The organism is Rhizobium sp. 007 (genome assembly GCF_015353075.1).
Classification (GTDB): Bacteria; Pseudomonadota; Alphaproteobacteria; order Rhizobiales; family Rhizobiaceae; genus Rhizobium.
Window position 1 is genome coordinate 1,550,355 of the sequence record NZ_CP064187.1, and the last position, 18,073, is coordinate 1,568,427.

Here is an 18,073-nt window from a genome sequence, read left to right on the forward strand (position 1 = left end):
TCATTTCCAAGATTTAATTGCAATTTTTCGTCATTCCGTGCGAATGCGCCTCCAACGCTAATTTCCGGTTCATCTTCGCTATGACTATCTAGATGGTAAACGGAGCAGGCGCTTCTTTTTTTGACTTGAGGGTTTTATGGACGATTCCGGAACCGGCAGGAAGGCTGCAGCAGCCAATACCGATCTTGCTGCCGTCCTGGCGGCCTCCGCCAAGCGCGGCAAGGGCCGCCGCTGGCGCGGCCGCCTTATCGCCGCTGCAGCATTGATCGCGGTCGCTGGAACCGGTGCCTTTTTTTACAACGGCCGCAGCGGCAACGGATACAGCTATGCGACGCAGCCGGCAAAGCGCGGCGACCTGACGGTTCTCGTGACGGCGACCGGCTCGGTGCAGCCGACGGAGCAGGTCGACATATCGAGTGAACTTTCCGGCACCGTGCGCGACGTCAATGTCGACTACAACAGCGAGGTCAAATCCGGCGAGGTGCTGGCGGTTCTCGATACGAACAAACTGGAGGCCGATGTGAAGAGCTCGCGCGCGAAGCTCGATTCGGCCAAGGCGAATGTGCTGAAGGCGAATGCCGATCTGCTGTCGGCGCAGGTTTCGCTGGAGCGCTTGAGGAGCCTCGTCAGAGGCAGCGTCTCGACGCAGCAGAGCCTTGACGATGCGACCTACAAATACGAGTCCGCCGCAGCCACGAAGCAGATCAACGAGGCGGAAGTGCTCTCTGCCGAGGCCGACCTGCGGCTCGCCGAGGTCAACCTTGCCAAGGCCAGGATCGTTTCGCCGGTTGACGGCGTTATCCTGACCCGCTCTGTCGATCCGGGTGCCACCGTCGCCGCGTCGCTTTCGGCGCCGGTTCTCTTCACCATCGCCGGCGATCTCAGGAAGATGGAACTGCAGGTCGATGTGGACGAGGCCGATGTCGGCCAGATTGGCGTCGGGCAGAAGGCGACCTTCACGGTCGACGCCTATCCGAACAAGTCCTTTCCCGCCGAGATCGAGCAGATCCGCTTCGCCTCCGAGACGACCAACAATGTCGTCACCTACAAGGCCGTGCTTTCGGTCGACAACGCTGATCTCCTGCTGCGCCCGGGTATGACGGCAACGGCGGATATCACCGTCGAGGCCGTCAAGGATACCCTGATGGTGCCGAACGCTGCGTTGCGCTATGCGCCGCCAGAAGCCGAATCGCGCGGCAGCCGCGGCATCTTCGGTCTTTTCCGCCCGCCGCGTATGGGGCCTCGCTCCGGCGGCAACCGCAGTGAAGCGCTCACGGGCGCCAAACGGCGCGTCTGGGTGTTGCGCGAAGGCCGCCAGATGCCTCTCGTCATCCAGGTTGGTTCCTCGGACGGTCAGTTCACACAGGTCTCGGCCGGTGAACTCAAGGAAGGCGATGCGCTTGTGACCGACGCGACGACACGGACGCAATAGGCGGGCGAACGATGACCAGTCCGCCGCTTCTCGAATTCAGGCAGGTATCGAAGATCTACGGTCACGGCGAGGCGGCGATCCGCGCGCTCGACCATGTCGATCTACGGATCGGCACCCATGAATTCGTCGCGATCATGGGGCCGTCGGGTTCAGGCAAGTCGACGGCAATGAATATCCTCGGCTGCCTCGATGTTCCGAGCGCCGGCGACTACGTCTTCCAGGGCATTTCCACGACCGGTTTCGATCGCAGTCAGCTGACGCTGCTGAGACGCCATATGCTGGGCTTCGTTTTCCAGGGGTTCAATCTTCTCGCGCGGACATCGGCGGTCGAGAATGTAGAGTTGCCGCTGATCTACCGCGGTGTCGCAGCGGGCGAGCGCCACCGGCGCGCCAAGGAAGCGCTTGGCTTGGTCGGACTGAAGGGGCGCGAGCACCATAAGACGCAGGAGCTTTCCGGTGGCCAGCAGCAGCGCGTGGCAATCGCGCGCGCGATCGTCACCGAACCAGCCCTGCTGCTTGCCGACGAGCCGACCGGCAATCTCGACACGAAAACCAGCGCCGAGATCATGGATCTGATGACGAGGCTGAACCGGGAGCAGGGCATCACCATCGTCATGGTCACGCATGAACCCGACATTGCGGCCTATGCAGAGCGCATCCTCCGTTTCGTCGATGGAAAGCTCGAAGCCGAGGTCGCGCATCAGGGCGAGGCGGATCATGTTTCTTGAAACACTGAAACTCGCGCTGCGCGCCATTAGCCGCAACATCCTGCGTTCCTTCCTCACCGTGCTCGGCGTCGTCATCGGCGTTGCCGCCGTCATCGCCTTGGTGACGATCGGCAACGGCACCACAGAGCAGGTCTCCACGGAGCTCTCGCGGCTCGGGACCAACATGCTCTTCGTGCGTCCGGGCCAGTTCGGTCCGGGGCGCGCGAGCTCCGAGGCGAGACGGTTTACCGTTAAGGACGTCGATGCGATCCGCGATCAGCTAACTGGCCTACGTGCAGTCGCGCCGCTCAACCAGACGACGGCGACGGCGATCTACGGTGGCCAGAGTCATTCGACTACCGTCATGGGCACGACCAACGACTATTTTATCGCGCAGGACTGGGACATTGCCCTCGGCCGCACCTTCGAGGCGGCCGAAGAGCGCGGCCGCGCCCGCTGCATCCTCGGCGAGACGGTCCGATCGCAGCTTTTCGGCGCGGCCAATCCGACAGGGCAGCAGATTCGCGTGGGCAAGGTGTCCTGCGGCGTCATCGGCGTGCTGGCGAAGCGCGGGCAATCGGGCATGGGCACTGACCAGGACGATGTCGTGATCATGCCCGTGAAGATCTATCAGCGCCGGATCGGCGGCAGGGCCAACGCCAATGTCCAGATGATCGTCATTTCGGCCCGCGATGGCGTTTCGACCTCCAAGGTTCAGACGGAGACCGAGAACCTGCTGCGCGAGCGCCGCAAGATCGTTCCGGGCCGCGAAGACGATTTCAACGTCAACGACATGACGCAGATCGCCGAAGCCATGACGGGTACGACGACATTGCTCACGGGATTGCTTGGCGCTGTCGCCGCAATCAGCCTTCTGGTCGGCGGGATCGGCATCATGAACATCATGCTAGTGTCGGTCACTGAACGCACGCGGGAGATCGGCATCCGGCTTGCGATCGGCGCATTGGAGACGCAGGTACTGTTGCAGTTTCTGGTCGAGGCGGTTGCGCTGTCGCTCTTCGGCGGCATCACGGGCATCGTATTCGGATTAGGCATCGGCTTCACCGCCGTGACGCTCTTGAAGGTTCCCTTCGTCGTCAGCCCGCTGATGATCGCCGTCGCCTTCGTCTTCTCGGCCGCAATCGGCATGATCTTCGGCTATTTCCCGGCGCGAAGGGCAGCGCAGCTGAATCCGATCGAGGCCTTACGGCACGAATGAACAAGGCCGGGTGATGCTCGGCCTTGGAACACTCCGTGTGCCGATTGATCAGAACTTCGGCAGTTCCGGGCGGTTTGAAAGCGCCTTTTCAATCACGTCAACGACGCGCAGGCGCTGTTCGCCGGAAAGCGGCAGGCGAGGCGCGCGGACGCGGTCGTTCGACTGGATGGCGTAGACTTCCGCAAGCTTGATGTTCTGGACGAGGAAGGTCGAGACGTCCAGGTCGAGCAGCGGCCGGAACCAGCGGTAGATGGCGCGCGCTTCATCGAGGCGGCCCGCCTGAACGAGCTTATAGATCGCGACCGTTTCCTTCGGGAAGGCGACGACGAGACCGGCGACCCAGCCGTGCGCCCCCATCAAGAGGCTTTCGAGCGCCAGGTTGTCGACGCCGGTAAACACATCGAAGCGTTCGCCGAAGGCGTTGAAGACGTCCGTCACGCGGCGGACATCGTCGGTCGATTCCTTCATGGCGACGACGAGATCGTTCTTCGCCAGCACTTCGAACATCGGGATCGTGACGTCTACGCCATAGGCGACTGGATTGTTGTAGACCATGATCGGCAGGCCACCGGCTGCGGCAATCGTCTGGACATGCGTCAGCGTCTCTTCCGGAGCGGATTTGTAAGGCACGCCTGGCAAGACCATGAAGCCGCTCGCACCGGCCTTTGCTGCGGCCTTGGCGGCAGCGGCGCCGCGCTTTGTCGAGCTTTCGCAGACCGTCATCAGTACTGGCCTCGAACCCGCAGCCGAGCGCGCGACATTCAGGATTTCCAACTTTTCTTCCGGCTCGAGCGTCATGTTCTCGCCGAGCGAGCCGCAGACGATGATGCCATCGACACCTGCATCGGCCTGGAGCCCGAAGCAGCGTTCCATTTCGGCAAGATCTAGCTCGCCGCTCTCAGTGAATTTCGTCGTTACTGCAGGAAATACGCCGCGCCACATGTTCGTCTCCTTGACTCTGATATATCACGGCAGCTTGCCATCTGATTTGCGTCGTGTCAATATCTGATATATCAGAATGAAGTATGGACTATCGAATGCAGAGTTCACAGAGCCATCTGGCCTATCTCGCACTTGAACACGCGATTGTGACGCTGGTGTTGAAGCCGGGCGCGCTGGTGACCGAAAAGCAGCTGATCGATATTGCCGGTCACGGCCGTACGCCGGTGCGCGAAGCGATACAGAAGCTTGCCTGGCAGGGCCTCATCATCGTCAGGCCGCGGGTCGGGCTGCAGGTGGCGGAGATCAAACCGGACGATCATGCCAATGTCATGCAGGTGCGCAGGGAACTGGAGCCTATTGCTGCGTCGCTGGTCGCGAAGCATGCGACGGACGAGCAGCGAGGGGCGCTGATAGACTGCGCCCGCACAATGACCAATTGCGCGGTCAATGGCGATCTTGCCGCCTTCTTCGCTGCCGACAAGGCATTCGACGAGCTTCTCGAAGAGGCTTGCCCGAATACGTTCATCACCGCGGCGCTCGGGCCCGTGCAGACACATTCACGCCGTCTTTGGTATTCGACTGCCACTCCGGAGCGGATGGACCGCTCGATCACGCTGCACGTCACGGTTATTCGCGCGATCCAGCAGGGCAAGGTGGAAGAATCACAGCAGGCAATGGCGGCCTTGATCGACTATCTCAGCCACAAATGAAAACGGCCCCGTCTCCGGAGCCGTTCAATCAACAATCCAAAAACCGTCAGCCGACGAAGGCGCGTTCGATGACGAACTCGGCCGGCTTGCTGTTGGCGCCTTCTTCAAAGCCTGCCTTTTCGAGCAGTTCCTTAGTGTCCTTCAACATGGCGGAAGAGCCGCAGATCATGCCGCGGTCGATTGCCAGGTCGAGCGGCGGAACGCCAAGATCGGTAAAGAGCTTACCGGAGGAGATCAGGTCGGTGATGCGACCGCGATATTCGAAATCCTCGCGGGTGACCGTCGCATAGTGACGCAGTTTGTCGCCGACGATCTCGCTCAGCAGTTCGTCGTTCCGGATCTCTTCTATCAGATCGAAGCCGTATTTCAGTTCCGCGACCTCGCGCGTCGTGTGGGTGAGGATCACTTCCTCGTACTTCTCGTAGGTATCGGGGTCGCGGATAAGGCTTGCGAAGGGCGCGATGCCCGTTCCGGTCGAGAACATGTAAAGCCGCTTGCCGGGCGTCAACGCGTCGAGCACCAGCGTACCCGTCGGCTTCTTGCGCATCAGAACCTGATCGCCCGGCTTGATGCCCTGGAGATGCGATGTGAGCGGGCCGTCCGGCACCTTGATCGAGAAGAATTCGAGTTCTTCGGCCCAGGCTGGGCTTGCAATGGAGTAGGCACGAAAAATCGGCTTGCCATCGACCATGAGGCCGATCATCGCGAACTCGCCGGAACGGAAACGGAAACCCTGCGGCCGGGTCATCGTGAAGCGGAAGAGCCGGTCCGTATAGTGCGTGACGCTCAGCACCGTTTCGGCATAGACATTTGCCGGAACGGCGGAGGCGAAATCTTCGGTCTTTGCTGGAGCGTTCATTCGGTATCGGATCCCGTATTCGTCGCATGATCGGTCTGATGCGAGGCAGATATTACAAATACGCTGGAAACTAAAGGCATTCCATTCTCTGCGACGCTATCAGTAAGAAATATGCGTATCATTGTCATGTATCAATGCCTGCGTGATCTTGTTGCTTTTGCGCTGGCGAAGCGGGGCAAAGGATGCATATTAGGCCAAAACGCTGCCCGAGAGGTTTAAGCGGCGGCAGGCGGTACGGGGAAACATGAAGATTTTCAACTACAAGCGCGTTCCTTATGCAGAGATACGCGCCTTTTCCGTCCATATTTTGACGGCGTCCGGCTCTTTCCTCGCATTTCTGGGCGTGGTCGCCGCCGCCGAACACCGCTTCATCGACATGTTCTGGTGGTTGGGCCTTGCTCTGCTCGTCGACGGCATCGACGGTCCCATCGCCCGTAAGGTGCGGGTGAAGGAGGTGCTGCCCAACTGGTCGGGCGACACGCTCGACAATATCATCGATTATGTCACCTACGTGCTTTTGCCGGCTTTCGCACTATACCAGAGCGGCATGATCGGTGAACCGTGGTCTTTTGCCGCCGCCGGCATGATTGTCGTGTCGAGCGCCATCTACTATGCCGATATGGGCATGAAGACCGAGGAGTATTTCTTCTCCGGTTTCCCTGTCGTCTGGAATATGATCGTCTTTACGCTCTTCGTCATCGACGCAAGCGCTGCGACCGCCCTGACGGTGGTGATCGTCTCGGTGATCCTTACCTTCCTGCCAATCAATTTCCTGCATCCGGTGCGCGTCCAGCGTCTGCGGTTCATCAATCTCGGCGTTTTCTTCCTCTGGTCGGCGCTCGGCATGTATTCACTGCTCATGCACTTCAGCATGCCCCAATGGGCCATTATTCTCTTCGTGATCAGCGGTGTCTATCTTTATTGCATCGGCGCCGTACTGCAGTACTTCCCGGCGCTGGGACGTAGCGAATAGGAGGCGGTTATGACAAAGACGCAGGCGATTGCTTTCAGCCGCAATGGCGGTCCTGAAGTTCTTGAGTATGTCGATGTCGATTTGCCGCCGCCATCCGCCGACGAGGTCCAGATCAGGCACGCTGCAATCGGGCTCAATTTCATCGACGTGTATTTCCGCGATGGAACTTATAAGGCGGCGCATCTGCCGTTCATCGCCGGGAAGGAAGCGGCAGGCACCGTGACGGCGATCGGACCTGGCGTCAACGATTTCGCAGTCGGTGACCGGGTTGCCTATGCCGGTGCCGACGGCGCCTACAGCGTCGAGCGGAACGTCGAGACCAAGCACCTCGTCAAGGTGCCCGACGCGATCAGCCTGGAAACAGCAGCCGCGATGATGCTGAAGGGCATGACCGCCGAATATCTGCTGAACCGAACATTGAAGGTCGGTCCTGAGACGGTTCTGCTTTTCCATGCTGCCGCCGGCGGCGTCGGCCTCATCGCAGGGCAATGGGCAAAGGCGCTGGGCGCAACCGTGATCGGTACCGCCGGCTCGGAAGACAAGGTGAAGCTCGCGCTTGAGCATGGCTACGATCACGTCATCAACTACAGGACGGAAAACTTCCTCGACCGCGTTCGTGAGGTCACCGGCGGCAAGGGCGTGGACGTCGTCTATGACTCGATCGGCCGTGATACATTCCCGCAATCGCTCGACTGCCTGAAGCCGCGCGGCATGTTTGTATCCTTCGGTCAATCCTCTGGCGCTATTGAGAATTTCACGATGGCGATGCTGGCGCAGCGGGGCTCGCTTTATGCAACGAGGCCGACGCTTTTCACCTACATTGCCACGCGCGATGAACTGACCGCCTGTGCAAACGCGCTATTTGATATTGTGCTAAGCAGCAAAGTGCGTATCAATATCAACCAAACCTATCCGTTGCGTGAGGTGGGACGGGCTCACACGGATCTAGAAACAAGAAGAACTACGGGAACTACGCTGCTGATCCCATAAACGATCCGGAACGGACAGGTCGGCAGAGGGAAATGAGGGGAACGTGTCGTCATTGAATGCGCTGCCGTCCGGTGCGTTACTGTCGGTCCAGAAACTGACGAAGCTCTTCGGTAGCTTTACCGCCTGCAACGAAATCGATCTCGATATCGCTCCGGGCGAAATCCACGCGCTTCTCGGAGAGAACGGCGCAGGCAAGTCCACGCTGGTGAAGATGCTGTTCGGCGTTTTGGAGCCGTCGGCCGGCGATATTCTCTGGGAGGGAAAGCCGGTTGCGGTTGGCGCGCCTGGAGAAGCCCGCAAGCTCGGCATCGGCATGGTCTTCCAGCATTTTTCGCTCTTCGAAGCCCTGACGGTCGCCGAAAACATCGCGCTCTCCCTCGATGACAAGATTCCGATCGGCCGGATCGCCGAAGAGGCGAGGGCATTATCGCGCGCTTACGGGTTGCCGCTCGATCCGCACGCCCATGTGGCCGACCTTTCCGTCGGGGAGCGTCAGCGCATCGAAATCGTCCGCGCGTTGCTGCAAAATCCGAAGCTGATCATCCTCGACGAGCCGACCTCGGTTCTGACGCCGCAGGAGGCCGACAAACTCTTCGAAACGCTCTTCAAGCTGAAGGCGGAAGGCCGCTCTGTGCTCTATATCAGCCATCGCCTCGAGGAGGTGCAGCGCATTTGCGATCGCGCAACCGTGCTGCGCCACGGCAGAGTTACCGGCGCCTGCGATCCGAAGCGGGAGACTCCCGGTTCCCTCGCCAGAATGATGGTCGGCTCCCACGTGCCGAGCGTGAGCCATCCCGATCGCGGCAATGTGGGGGACGTTCAACTTGCAGTAACGAGCCTTTCGGTCGCTCCGCGCACGCCCTTTGCCACACCGCTCAGAGATGTGTCGCTTGCGGTCCGCTCCGGCGAAATCCTGGCGATTGCCGGTGTCGCCGGAAACGGGCAGGGCGAGCTTTTCGACGCATTGTCCGGCGAATATCCGGTGGCGCAGCCTGAGGCGATCATGATCCGCAGGAAGCCTGTCGGCACGCAGGGCATCACCGCCCGCCGCCTGCTCGGTGCAGGCTTCGTCCCAGAAGAGCGCCACGGCCACGCCGCAGTTTCGGCCATGCAGCTTTCGGATAATGTGGTGCTCGCGCGCAGCCAGTCGGACCGCAAGGCGTTCCTTGGCGGTGGCTTTCTCAAGGTCATCCGGCGCGGAGCGGTGAGGAGTGCGGCAAAACGCATTTCGGAAAACATGGACGTCCGCAAGAGCGGTGAGGATCCCGCCGCAGGGGCGTTGTCGGGCGGCAATCTCCAGAAGTTCATCGTCGGCCGGGAGCTCGACCGCCAGCCGGCGGTCCTCGTCGTCAATCAGCCGACCTGGGGCGTCGACGCGGGGGCTGCGAGCCACATTCGTCAGGCGCTCGTCGATCTCGCACGCGCCGGCTCTGCCGTCGTCGTCATCAGTCAGGACCTCGATGAGATATTCGAAGTCGCAACCGATATCGCCGTCATCTCGGAAGGGCGTCTTTCGCCGCCGTTCCCGGCCGGTGAACTGACCCGCGAGCAGATCGGCATCCTGATGGGCGGTCTGCATGAAAGCGGGCCTGCCGCGGAGACCGCCGATGCGCATTGAACTCGAAAAACGGCCACAGGTCTCGAAACTCTTCGGGTTCGTTTCGCCGCTCCTGGCACTGGTGCTGACGCTGGTTGCAGGCAGCATCATGTTCGCTCTGCTCGGCAAGGATCCGGTCGGGGCGCTGAACGCCTTCTTCGTCGAACCCTTGCTTGAAGTCTGGTCGCTGCACGAACTGGCGATCAAGGCCGCGCCGCTCATCCTGATCGCAGTCGGCCTTTCGGTTTGCTACCGCTCGAACAACTGGAATATTGGTGCCGAGGGCCAGTTCACCATCGGCGCGATCGCAGGCTCGATCCTGCCGATCGTCTTCTACGATTGGCATTCGCCGCTCGTGCTGCCGCTGATGCTCATCATGGGCGCCATCGGCGGCGCGCTCTTCGCCGCCATCCCGGCACTCTTGAAGGCGCACTTCAATACCAATGAAATCCTGACCTCGCTGATGCTGGTCTATATCGCCCAGCTTTTCCTCGATTGGCTGATCCGTGGTGCCTGGCGCGATCCGAAGGGCTTCAATTTTCCCGTTTCGCGCGACTTTGCTCCGGAGGCGATCCTTCCGGCTATCTGGGAAGAGTCGGGACGCGCGCACTGGGCCTTCGTCTTCGCGATCCTCGCGGCGATCCTCGTCTGGTTTATGATGCGCTATACGCTGAAGGGCTTCGAGATCGTCGTGCTCGGCCAGTCCGAGCGGGCAGGGCGCTTTGCGGGCTTCTCCTCGAGGCGGATGATCTGGTTCAGCTTTCTTTTGTCCGGCGCGCTTGCCGGTCTCGCCGGCATTTCCGAAGTGTCTGGTTCGATCGGCCACCTGCAGCCGGCCATTTCGCCGGGATACGGCTTCACGGCGATCATCGTCGCCTTTCTCGGACGCCTCAATCCCCTCGGCATCATCGCCTCCGGCCTAGTGCTGGCGCTTACCTATCTCGGCGGCGAGGCGGCACAGCTCTCGATCGGGGTGTCCGACAAGGTGACGCGCGTCTTCCAGGGGCTCCTGCTGTTTTTCGTGCTCTCGTGCGACACGCTGATCTTCTACAGGATCAGGATCGTCTGGTCGCGGGTGCAGGCAGTCACCGGAAAGGTGGCGCAATGATCTTCGAAGCCATCTTGCTGACCGTCATCACGGCCGCCACGCCCCTCGTGATCGCTGCATTCGGCGAACTTGTGACGGAGCGCGCCGGAGTCTTGAACCTGGGCGTTGAGGGTATGATGATCATGGGCGCTGTCGGCGCCTTTGCGGCTGCCCAGGCCACCGGATCGCCTTATATCGGCCTGCTGGCCGGTATCGCGACCGGCGCAGTGTTCTCGCTTCTCTTCGGCTTCCTGACGCTGACGCTGGTAACCAATCAGGTCGCGACCGGCCTTGCGCTGACGATCCTCGGGCTTGGGGCCTCCGGGATGCTCGGCGAGAGCTATGTCGGCATCCCCGGTATCAAGGTTCCGCAGGTCTACATTCCGTATCTTTCCGACATTCCCTTCATCGGACCGGTGCTCTTTCATCAGGATCTGGTTTTCTACCTGTCGATCGCGCTCGTCATCGGCATCAATTGGTTCCTCTTCAAAAGCCGCAGGGGCCTGAAGTTGCGGGCGATCGGCGACAATCACAGTTCGGCACACGCGCTCGGGATCGATGTCATTCGTACCCGCTACCTGGCGGTCATGTTCGGCGGCGCCTGTGCCGGGCTTGCCGGCGCCCAGCTTTCGCTCGTCTATACGCCGCAATGGGTGGAGAACATGGCGGCGGGACGCGGCTGGATCGCGCTTGCGCTCGTCGTCTTTGCGTCCTGGCGGCCGTGGCGGGTGCTTGCGGGAGGCTATCTATTCGGTGCGGTCTCGATCGGCCAGCTTCACGCGCAGGCCTTTGGGATCGGCATTCCGTCGCAGTTTCTTTCGATGCTGCCTTATGCCGCGACTATTGTCGTTCTCATCATCATTTCACATAATCGGCGCACGACGTTGATCAACACGCCGGCATCGCTTGGCAAGGCTTTCGTGCCTGACCGGTGACGCACAACAACAGACGGGTTTCAAACTCCCAACCAACAGGGGCTAAAATGAAGAAACTAGCACTCGCACTTGCGGCAACCGCTGCGCTTGTCATCAGCGTCGGCTCGGCCGCACAAGCCGCAGACAAGACTAAGGTCTGCTTCATCTATGTCGGCACCCGCACGGACGGCGGCTGGACGCAAGCCCATGAAAACGGCCGCCTGCAGGTCGAAAAGGAATTCGGCGATAAGGTTGAAACACCTTACCTCGAAAGCGTTCCGGAAGGCCCGGATGCCGAGCGCGCGATCGAGCGCATGGCCCGCTCCGGCTGCTCGCTGATCTTCACCACTTCGTTCGGCTTCATGGATGCCACCGTCAAGGTCGCCCAGAAGTTCCCGAAGGTGAAGTTTGAACACGCGACGGGCTTCAAGGCAGCGGAAAACGTCGCGACCTACAATTCGCGCTTCTATGAGGGCCGCTACATTCAGGGCCAGATCGCCGCCAAGATGTCGAAGAAGGGCCTCGCCGGCTACATCGCTTCCTTCCCGATTCCGGAAGTGGTGATGGGGATCAACGCATTCGAACTCGGCGCGAAGTCCGTCAATCCCGACTTCAAGCTGAAAGTCGTATGGGCCAATACCTGGTTCGACCCGGGCAAGGAAGCCGACGCCGCCAAGGCACTGATCGACCAGGGCGTCGACATCTTGACACAGCACACCGACACCACGGCGCCGATGCAGGTTGCTGCCGAACGCGGCATCATGGCCTTCGGTCAGGCGTCGGACATGATCAAGGCCGGTCCGAAGACCCAGTTGACGGCAATCGTCGACACATGGGGCGCTTACTATACCAAGCGCACAAAGGCCCTGCTCGACGGCACGTGGAAGTCTGAACAGATCTGGGACGGCCTAAAAGACGGCATCTTGACCATGGCGCCCTACACGAACATGCCGGACGACGTGAAGAAGATGGCCGAAGAAACCGAGGCCAAGATCAAGTCCGGCGAACTGCATCCCTTCACCGGCCCGATCAACAAGCAGGACGGTACGCCCTGGCTGAAGGATGGCGAGAAGGCCGATGATGGCACGCTGCTCGGGATGAACTTCTACATCCAAGGCGTCGACGACAAACTGCCGCAATAATCGCTGCATTTCACAGTTGCAAAAGGCGCTCCCACTCTGAGCGCCTTTTTTTGCGAGCCATCCTAAAATAGTAATTTACAAAAGTAATACTATATGATTTTTTCTCTCGTGCGCCGCGAGGAGCGGCATTTGGGAGAGACAATCATGAAATTGAAAAATGCACTTTTGAGTGCCACGGTTCTGGCTGCCTGCATGTTCGGTTCCGCATCTGCAGCTGAGCTTGTCGTGGGCTTTTCACAGATCGGCTCGGAGTCCGGCTGGCGTGCCGCTGAGACGACGGTGACGAAGCAGGAAGCTGAGAAGCGCGGCGTTGATCTGAAATTTTCCGATGCCCAACAGAAGCAGGAGAACCAGATCAAGGCGCTGCGCTCCTTCGTTGCACAAGGCGTCAACGCGATTTTCCTCGCTCCCGTCGTCGAAACCGGCTGGGACGATGTTCTCAAGGAAGCCAAGGAAGCCGAAATCCCGGTCATCCTGCTCGACCGTACCATCAAGGCTCCGGATGATCTCTATCTGACGGCTGTGACCTCCGACCAAGTCCATGAAGGCAAGGTTGCGGGCGAGTGGCTCGTCAAGAATGCCGGCGACAAGAAGTGCAACATCGTCGAACTGCAAGGCACCACCGGTTCCTCGCCGGCGATTGCCCGCAAGAAGGGCTTCGAGGAGGCGCTTGCCGGCCACGACAACTTCAAGATCGTCCGCAGCCAGACCGGCGACTTCACCCGCGCCAAGGGCAAGGAAGTCATGGAAAGCTTCCTGAAGGCTGAAAACGGCGGTAAGGACATCTGCGCGCTTTATGCCCACAACGACGATATGGCCGTCGGCGGCATTCAGGCGATCAAGGAAGCCGGTTTGAAGCCCGGCAAGGATATCCTCGTCGTCTCGATCGACGCCGTTCCGGACATCTTCCAGGCGATGGCGGCAGGCGAAGCCAACGCGACGGTCGAGCTCACGCCGAACATGGCCGGCCCGGCATTCGATGTGCTTGATGCCTATCTGAAGGACAAGAAGGAGCCGCCGAAGTGGATCCAGACGGAATCGAAGCTCTACACGCCGGCTGATGATCCGATGAAGGTCTACGAAGCCAAAAAGGGCCTCGGTTACTAATTGACACTGTTGCCGCACCGGTCCCTCATGGACCGGTGCGGCGCTGCCCGTGCGAGCGGGACATCAAGTCCGCCAAGTGCAAGGGCATGAGCGGTCATATCTGGAAAATATCGAGCCATGATTCACGATTTCGAGAACGTTCTCGTCGCGTCCGGAATATCGAAATTCTTCCCCGGCGCCGTCGCGTTGGACAAGGTCGATTTCACGCTTCGCAAGGGCGAAGTCCATGCGCTGCTCGGCGAAAACGGAGCCGGCAAATCCACACTCATAAAATGCCTGACCGGCGCCTATCGCCGCGACGAGGGAAGACTTGCGCTCGAGGGCAGCGAGATCGATCCCGCCGATACGCTGGCGGCACAGAGGCTCGGCATCGGGACCGTCTATCAGGAGGTGAACCTCCTGCCGAATCTCAGCGTCGCCGAGAACCTTTTCCTTGGCCGTCAGCCGCGCCGTTTCGGCATGGTCGATACGCGCGCGATGAACCGGATGGCGCGCGAGCTGCTGGCGCAATATGGCTTGGACATCGATGTCACGGCACAGCTCGAGCGCTTCTCCGTCGCCGTCCAGCAGGTGATCGCCATTGCCCGTGCAGTCGATCTTTCCGGCAAGGTTCTGATCCTCGACGAGCCGACCGCGAGCCTTGATACGCACGAAGTCGCGATGCTCTTCAATGTCATCAATGACTTGAAGAAGCGTGGATTAGGCATTGTCTTTATTACACACTTTCTTGAACAGGTTTACGAGATCAGCGACCGTATCACGGTGCTTCGCAACGGCAGGCTTGTCGGCACCCGGGAAGTGGCGGAACTGCCGCGGCAGGCGCTGATCCCGATGATGCTCGGCCGCGAACTGGCGCAGACGGAAGAGGCCGCAAAGGAACGCACGGCCGCTGCGGGCAGCGTCAAATATCGCTTCGAGGGCTATGGCAAGCGCGGCAAGGTAAAGCCTTTCGATCTCGACATTCGCGTGGGTGAAGTCGTCGGCATTGCCGGCCTGCTCGGTTCCGGACGTACCGAGACGGCAGAACTTTTCTTCGGCATAGAGCATGCCGACAGCGGCAGGGCGGTGATCGATGGAAAGGTTGTGGCGCTGTCGAGCCCGCGCGCTGCGATCAGGCACGGATTCGGTTTCTGCCCGGAGGACCGCAAGACCGACGGGATTATCGGCGATCTGTCGATCCGAGAGAATATCGCGCTGGCGCTTCAGGCCCGCCGCGGCTGGGCAAGACCGCTGTCGCGCGGCGAACAGAATGCTCTTGCGGACCAATATATCAAGGCGCTCGATATCCGCACGACCGACCGTGAGAAACCGATCCGGCTGCTTTCGGGCGGCAACCAGCAGAAAGCCATCCTCGCGCGCTGGCTTGCCACCAATCCTGATTTCCTGATCCTCGACGAGCCGACGCGCGGCATCGACGTCGGTGCCCATGCGGAGATCATCCGGCTGATCGAGGAGCTTTGTGCAAAGGGCATGTCGCTGATCGTGATTTCATCTGAATTGGAAGAGCTTGTCGCCTATAGTTCACGCGTCGTCGTCCTTCGCGACCGCGAGCACATTGCCGAGCTTGCTGGAGACCGCTTGACGGCATCCCACATCATCGACGCGATTGTCGCGGCCGAACAGAAAATGGAGGATGCATGAGTTCCTCGCTGAGGGCGCTTGCCATACGCCTGGCGCCGCAATTGATTGCGCTGGCCGTCATTCTTTTGTTGAATTTCATCATGTTTCCGCAGTTTTTTAATGTCGTCGTTCAGAATGACCGCCTCTATGGCAGTCTGATCGACGTCCTGAACCGCGGCGCCCCCGTTGCCCTGCTCGCCATCGGCATGACGCTGGTGATCGCGACGAAGGGCATCGATCTTTCCGTCGGCGCCGTCATTGCGATCTGCGGTGCGGTTGCCGCATCGTCGATCGTCTCCGGTAATTCGCTGGCCTACACGCTGATCACGACGCTCTGCGTCGGGCTGCTTTGCGGCGTTTGGAACGGCTTCTTGGTGGCGATCCTGAATATCCAGCCGATCATCGCCACGCTTGTGCTGATGGTCGCCGGACGCGGCATCGCCCAGCTGATCACCGAAGGCGTGATCATGACTTTCAATGATCCGGGTCTGATATTCTTCGGCAGCGGCTCCTTCGCCTTTTTGCCGATGCCCGTCGTGATCTGGCTGATCGCCGGCGCGTTGGTGATCCTGCTCGTCAGGCGGACCGCACTCGGCATGCTGATCGAATCGGTCGGCATCAATCGCCGTGCCAGCACGCTCTCCGGGGTTCGCACGCCCGTTCTTTTGATGGCGGTCTATATGCTGAGCGCGCTCTGTGCGGCGATCGCGGGCATTATCGTGGCCGCCGACATCAAGGGTGCTGATGCCAACAATGCCGGTCTCTGGCTGGAGCTCGATGCGATCCTTGCGGTCGTCGTGGGTGGTAATTCGCTCCTCGGCGGGCGCTTCAGCATCCTCGGCTCGCTGATCGGGGCGATGATCATCCAGGCGGTCAATACCGGCATCCTGCTATCCGGTTTCCCCCCGGAATTCAACCTGATCATCAAGGCCGTGATCGTCCTGATCATTCTCATCATCCAGTCGCCTGCGCTGCAATCCGCCGCAGTCTTCTTCAGCCGCAAGCCGGAAGTCAGAGCGGAGCTGTTGAAATGAACTCGAAATACTTGCCGCTCCTGGCAACCATCGTCATCTTCGTCCTTTCCTATGCGGCCTGCGCGCTGCAGTACCCGAACATGCTCTCAACCCGCGTCGCCGGCAATCTGCTGACCGACAACGCATTTTTGGGAATTGCCGCGGTCGGCATGACCTTCGTCATCATCTCGGGCGGTATCGACCTTTCGATCGGCTCGGTCATCGCCTTTACCGGCGTGTTCCTTGCCGTCGTGCTGCGGGACACCTCGATTCATCCGCTGGTAGCCTTTGCGTTGGTTCTCGTCATCACCACTGCCTTCGGTGGATTGATGGGCGCGGTGATCCACTATCTGAAGATGCCGGCCTTCATCGTGACGCTTGCCGGCATGTTCCTGGCGCGCGGCATGTCCTACGTGCTTTCGATCGACAGTATCCCCATCGATCACGATTACTATTCGACGCTGACCGGCATTTACTATCGTCTGCCGGGCGGCGGACGCCTGACGCTGGTCGGCGGAGTCATGCTGCTGGTTTTCATCGCCGGCGTCTTCATTGCGCATCGCACCCGCTTCGGAGCAAATGTCTACGCGCTCGGCGGCGGCGTCCAGACGGCGGAGTTGATGGGTGTGCCGGTCGGCCCGACGACCATCCGGATCTACGCGCTCTCCGGCTTTTTGGCGGGCCTATCCGGAATCGTTTTTTCGCTCTATACGTCTGCCGGATATTCCCTGGCGGCGGTCGGTGTCGAGCTTGACGCCATCGCGGCAGTGGTCATTGGGGGGACTCTTCTGACCGGGGGAGCAGGATTCGTAGCAGGAACCTTCATCGGTCTCCTGATACAGGGGCTTATTCAGACATACATCACCTTCGACGGGACGCTCTCGAGCTGGTGGACGAAAATCCTGATCGGCCTTTTGCTCTTTGCGTTTATCCTGATGCAAAAGGCCATCCTGTTCTTGTCCAGTTTGAACAAGAGGTACGCCTGACGGAGGACTTGTTGCGCAACCGTTTGCTTGAGACACGAAGGACCGGCCGGAAGACCCGCACGAGCCACGCGCAGGTCGTGGACGAGCTTGGCAAGGCCATCGTCGCCGGAACCTATCCGGTCGGCTCGATTTTGCCCGGCGACGTCGAGCTTGCCCAGCGCTTCAAGGTCTCCCGCACCGTCCTTCGCGAAACGATGAAGACGCTTGCAGCCAAGGGCATGGTTGTTGCCAAGGCCCGCGTCGGCACGCGTGTGACGGAGAAGAACCTCTGGAACATGTTCGACAGCGAGATCATTGCCTGGCACTTCGACCACGGCGTCACCGAAGAATTCCTGCTGCAACTCTACGACATCCGCCTTGCTGTGGAACCTTTTGCCGCGGGCCTTGTGGCAGAACGTGCAAACGCCGATGACATCGCGACGCTGCGTGCATTGGCGCTCGATATGGCTGCGCCCGGCCACACGACGGAGAGCCTTGCGCTCGCCGACCTGAAATTCCATCTCGCCGTCGCGGATGCTTCCCACAACCCATTCATGCGCACCCTCGGAAGTCTGATCGAGGCGGCCCTCGTCGGTATGTTCCGCCTGAGCACGCCACCATCGCAGAACGGTTTCGCCAACATTGCCGACACGCATATGCGCATTGTCGATGCGATCGTCGCCGGCGACGTTGCCGGCGCCCGCAAGGCGATGGAAGATGTTATCGTTGAAGGCCGCAAACATGTGCGTGACGCCTATGCGGCGTTCTCCGAGGTTTCCGCCTGATCCAAATTCGT

General features: G+C 60.3%; 17 protein-coding genes. 15 read left to right on the forward strand and 2 right to left on the reverse strand.

The features are described 5' to 3' along the window. Nucleotides 1-136 precede the first annotated feature (136 nt). Genes ISN39_RS07880 through ISN39_RS07890 form a run of 3 tightly spaced genes read left to right on the forward strand, consistent with a single transcriptional unit; the run spans nt 137 to nt 3,358 of the window. Nucleotides 137-1,432, forward strand: a complete 1,296-nt coding sequence (locus ISN39_RS07880; RefSeq protein WP_194729673.1) for an efflux RND transporter periplasmic adaptor subunit — start codon at nt 137-139, stop codon at nt 1,430-1,432. 11 nt (nt 1,433-1,443) lie between these two features. Then, a complete protein-coding gene (locus tag ISN39_RS07885; RefSeq protein ID WP_194729674.1) occupies nt 1,444-2,160 on the forward strand; it encodes an ABC transporter ATP-binding protein in 717 nt (238 codons plus the stop codon). Further along, on the forward strand, nt 2,150-3,358 hold the full coding sequence (locus ISN39_RS07890; RefSeq protein WP_194729675.1) for an ABC transporter permease: 1,209 nt from the start codon (nt 2,150-2,152) through the stop codon (nt 3,356-3,358). Before ISN39_RS07885 ends, ISN39_RS07890 begins: the two co-directional genes overlap by 11 nt. Before the next feature lie 48 nt (nt 3,359-3,406). Here ISN39_RS07890 and ISN39_RS07895 read toward each other — a convergent pair whose 3' ends face one another. Next, complete coding sequence (locus ISN39_RS07895) at nt 3,407-4,300, reverse strand: dihydrodipicolinate synthase family protein (RefSeq protein ID WP_194729676.1); 894 nt, start codon at nt 4,298-4,300, stop codon at nt 3,407-3,409. Between the two features lie 95 nt (nt 4,301-4,395). Here ISN39_RS07895 and ISN39_RS07900 point away from each other — a divergent pair, with 95 nt between their 5' ends. Next, nucleotides 4,396-5,010, forward strand: coding sequence for a GntR family transcriptional regulator (locus ISN39_RS07900; RefSeq protein ID WP_194729677.1), 615 nt, complete (start codon nt 4,396-4,398; stop codon nt 5,008-5,010). 46 nt (nt 5,011-5,056) lie between these two features. On the opposite strand, the gene ISN39_RS07905 is transcribed toward ISN39_RS07900, so the two are convergent. After that, complete coding sequence (locus ISN39_RS07905) at nt 5,057-5,869, reverse strand: ferredoxin--NADP reductase (RefSeq protein ID WP_194729678.1); 813 nt, start codon at nt 5,867-5,869, stop codon at nt 5,057-5,059. A 244-nt stretch (nt 5,870-6,113) separates the two neighbouring features. On the opposite strand from ISN39_RS07905, the gene pcsA reads away from it, so the two are divergent. From pcsA to ISN39_RS07960, 11 genes are all read left to right on the forward strand, one after another. After that, nucleotides 6,114-6,842 (forward strand): phosphatidylcholine synthase, encoded by a 729-nt coding sequence (gene pcsA / locus ISN39_RS07910; protein ID WP_074068070.1) that lies wholly within the window; start codon nt 6,114-6,116, stop codon nt 6,840-6,842. Between the two features lie 9 nt (nt 6,843-6,851). Beyond that, entirely contained in the window at nt 6,852-7,832 is a 981-nt protein-coding gene (locus ISN39_RS07915; protein WP_194729679.1) for a quinone oxidoreductase, read from the forward strand. Between the two features lie 52 nt (nt 7,833-7,884). Continuing rightward, complete coding sequence (locus ISN39_RS07920; protein WP_194730129.1) at nt 7,885-9,450, forward strand: ABC transporter ATP-binding protein; 1,566 nt, start codon at nt 7,885-7,887, stop codon at nt 9,448-9,450. Continuing rightward, nucleotides 9,440-10,537, forward strand: a complete 1,098-nt coding sequence (locus ISN39_RS07925) for an ABC transporter permease (RefSeq protein ID WP_194729680.1) — start codon at nt 9,440-9,442, stop codon at nt 10,535-10,537. The genes ISN39_RS07920 and ISN39_RS07925 overlap by 11 nt, the downstream gene beginning before the upstream one ends. After that, on the forward strand, nt 10,534-11,451 hold the full coding sequence (locus ISN39_RS07930) for an ABC transporter permease (protein ID WP_194729681.1): 918 nt from the start codon (nt 10,534-10,536) through the stop codon (nt 11,449-11,451). The genes ISN39_RS07925 and ISN39_RS07930 overlap by 4 nt, the downstream gene beginning before the upstream one ends. Before the next feature lie 47 nt (nt 11,452-11,498). Continuing rightward, nucleotides 11,499-12,572, forward strand: a complete 1,074-nt coding sequence (locus ISN39_RS07935; protein ID WP_039844855.1) for a BMP family ABC transporter substrate-binding protein — start codon at nt 11,499-11,501, stop codon at nt 12,570-12,572. A gap of 144 nt (nt 12,573-12,716) precedes the next feature. Next, on the forward strand, nt 12,717-13,679 hold the full coding sequence (ytfQ, locus tag ISN39_RS07940; RefSeq protein ID WP_022715566.1) for a galactofuranose ABC transporter, galactofuranose-binding protein YtfQ: 963 nt from the start codon (nt 12,717-12,719) through the stop codon (nt 13,677-13,679). Between the two features lie 117 nt (nt 13,680-13,796). Further along, the gene (gene ytfR, locus ISN39_RS07945) at nt 13,797-15,320 is read left to right on the forward strand and encodes a galactofuranose ABC transporter, ATP-binding protein YtfR (RefSeq protein ID WP_074068078.1); all 1,524 of its coding nucleotides are present in this window, start codon (nt 13,797-13,799) and stop codon (nt 15,318-15,320) included. Then, nucleotides 15,317-16,333 (forward strand): ABC transporter permease, encoded by a 1,017-nt coding sequence (locus ISN39_RS07950; RefSeq protein ID WP_194729682.1) that lies wholly within the window; start codon nt 15,317-15,319, stop codon nt 16,331-16,333. The genes ytfR and ISN39_RS07950 overlap by 4 nt, the downstream gene beginning before the upstream one ends. After that, a complete protein-coding gene (yjfF, locus tag ISN39_RS07955; RefSeq protein WP_194729683.1) occupies nt 16,330-17,298 on the forward strand; it encodes a galactofuranose ABC transporter, permease protein YjfF in 969 nt (322 codons plus the stop codon). Before ISN39_RS07950 ends, yjfF begins: the two co-directional genes overlap by 4 nt. Before the next feature lie 11 nt (nt 17,299-17,309). Continuing rightward, a complete protein-coding gene (locus tag ISN39_RS07960; RefSeq protein ID WP_074068082.1) occupies nt 17,310-18,062 on the forward strand; it encodes a FadR/GntR family transcriptional regulator in 753 nt (250 codons plus the stop codon). Nucleotides 18,063-18,073: the final 11 nt, after the last annotated feature.

What these genes read in the sequence shown, in the direction of transcription:
- ISN39_RS07880 (WP_194729673.1), top strand. Translation starts at nt 137, where the DNA reads ATGGACGATTCCGGAACCGGCAGGAAGGCTGCAGCAGCCAATACCGAT.
- ISN39_RS07885 (WP_194729674.1), top strand. Translation starts at nt 1,444, where the DNA reads ATGACCAGTCCGCCGCTTCTCGAATTCAGGCAGGTATCGAAGATCTAC.
- ISN39_RS07890 (WP_194729675.1), top strand. Translation starts at nt 2,150, where the DNA reads ATGTTTCTTGAAACACTGAAACTCGCGCTGCGCGCCATTAGCCGCAAC.
- ISN39_RS07895 (WP_194729676.1), bottom strand. Translation starts at nt 4,300, where the DNA reads ATGTGGCGCGGCGTATTTCCTGCAGTAACGACGAAATTCACTGAGAGC.
- ISN39_RS07900 (WP_194729677.1), top strand. Translation starts at nt 4,396, where the DNA reads ATGCAGAGTTCACAGAGCCATCTGGCCTATCTCGCACTTGAACACGCG.
- ISN39_RS07905 (WP_194729678.1), bottom strand. Translation starts at nt 5,869, where the DNA reads ATGAACGCTCCAGCAAAGACCGAAGATTTCGCCTCCGCCGTTCCGGCA.
- pcsA (WP_074068070.1), top strand. Translation starts at nt 6,114, where the DNA reads ATGAAGATTTTCAACTACAAGCGCGTTCCTTATGCAGAGATACGCGCC.
- ISN39_RS07915 (WP_194729679.1), top strand. Translation starts at nt 6,852, where the DNA reads ATGACAAAGACGCAGGCGATTGCTTTCAGCCGCAATGGCGGTCCTGAA.
- ISN39_RS07925 (WP_194729680.1), top strand. Translation starts at nt 9,440, where the DNA reads ATGCGCATTGAACTCGAAAAACGGCCACAGGTCTCGAAACTCTTCGGG.
- ISN39_RS07930 (WP_194729681.1), top strand. Translation starts at nt 10,534, where the DNA reads ATGATCTTCGAAGCCATCTTGCTGACCGTCATCACGGCCGCCACGCCC.
- ISN39_RS07935 (WP_039844855.1), top strand. Translation starts at nt 11,499, where the DNA reads ATGAAGAAACTAGCACTCGCACTTGCGGCAACCGCTGCGCTTGTCATC.
- ytfQ (WP_022715566.1), top strand. Translation starts at nt 12,717, where the DNA reads ATGAAATTGAAAAATGCACTTTTGAGTGCCACGGTTCTGGCTGCCTGC.
- ytfR (WP_074068078.1), top strand. Translation starts at nt 13,797, where the DNA reads ATGATTCACGATTTCGAGAACGTTCTCGTCGCGTCCGGAATATCGAAA.
- ISN39_RS07950 (WP_194729682.1), top strand. Translation starts at nt 15,317, where the DNA reads ATGAGTTCCTCGCTGAGGGCGCTTGCCATACGCCTGGCGCCGCAATTG.
- yjfF (WP_194729683.1), top strand. Translation starts at nt 16,330, where the DNA reads ATGAACTCGAAATACTTGCCGCTCCTGGCAACCATCGTCATCTTCGTC.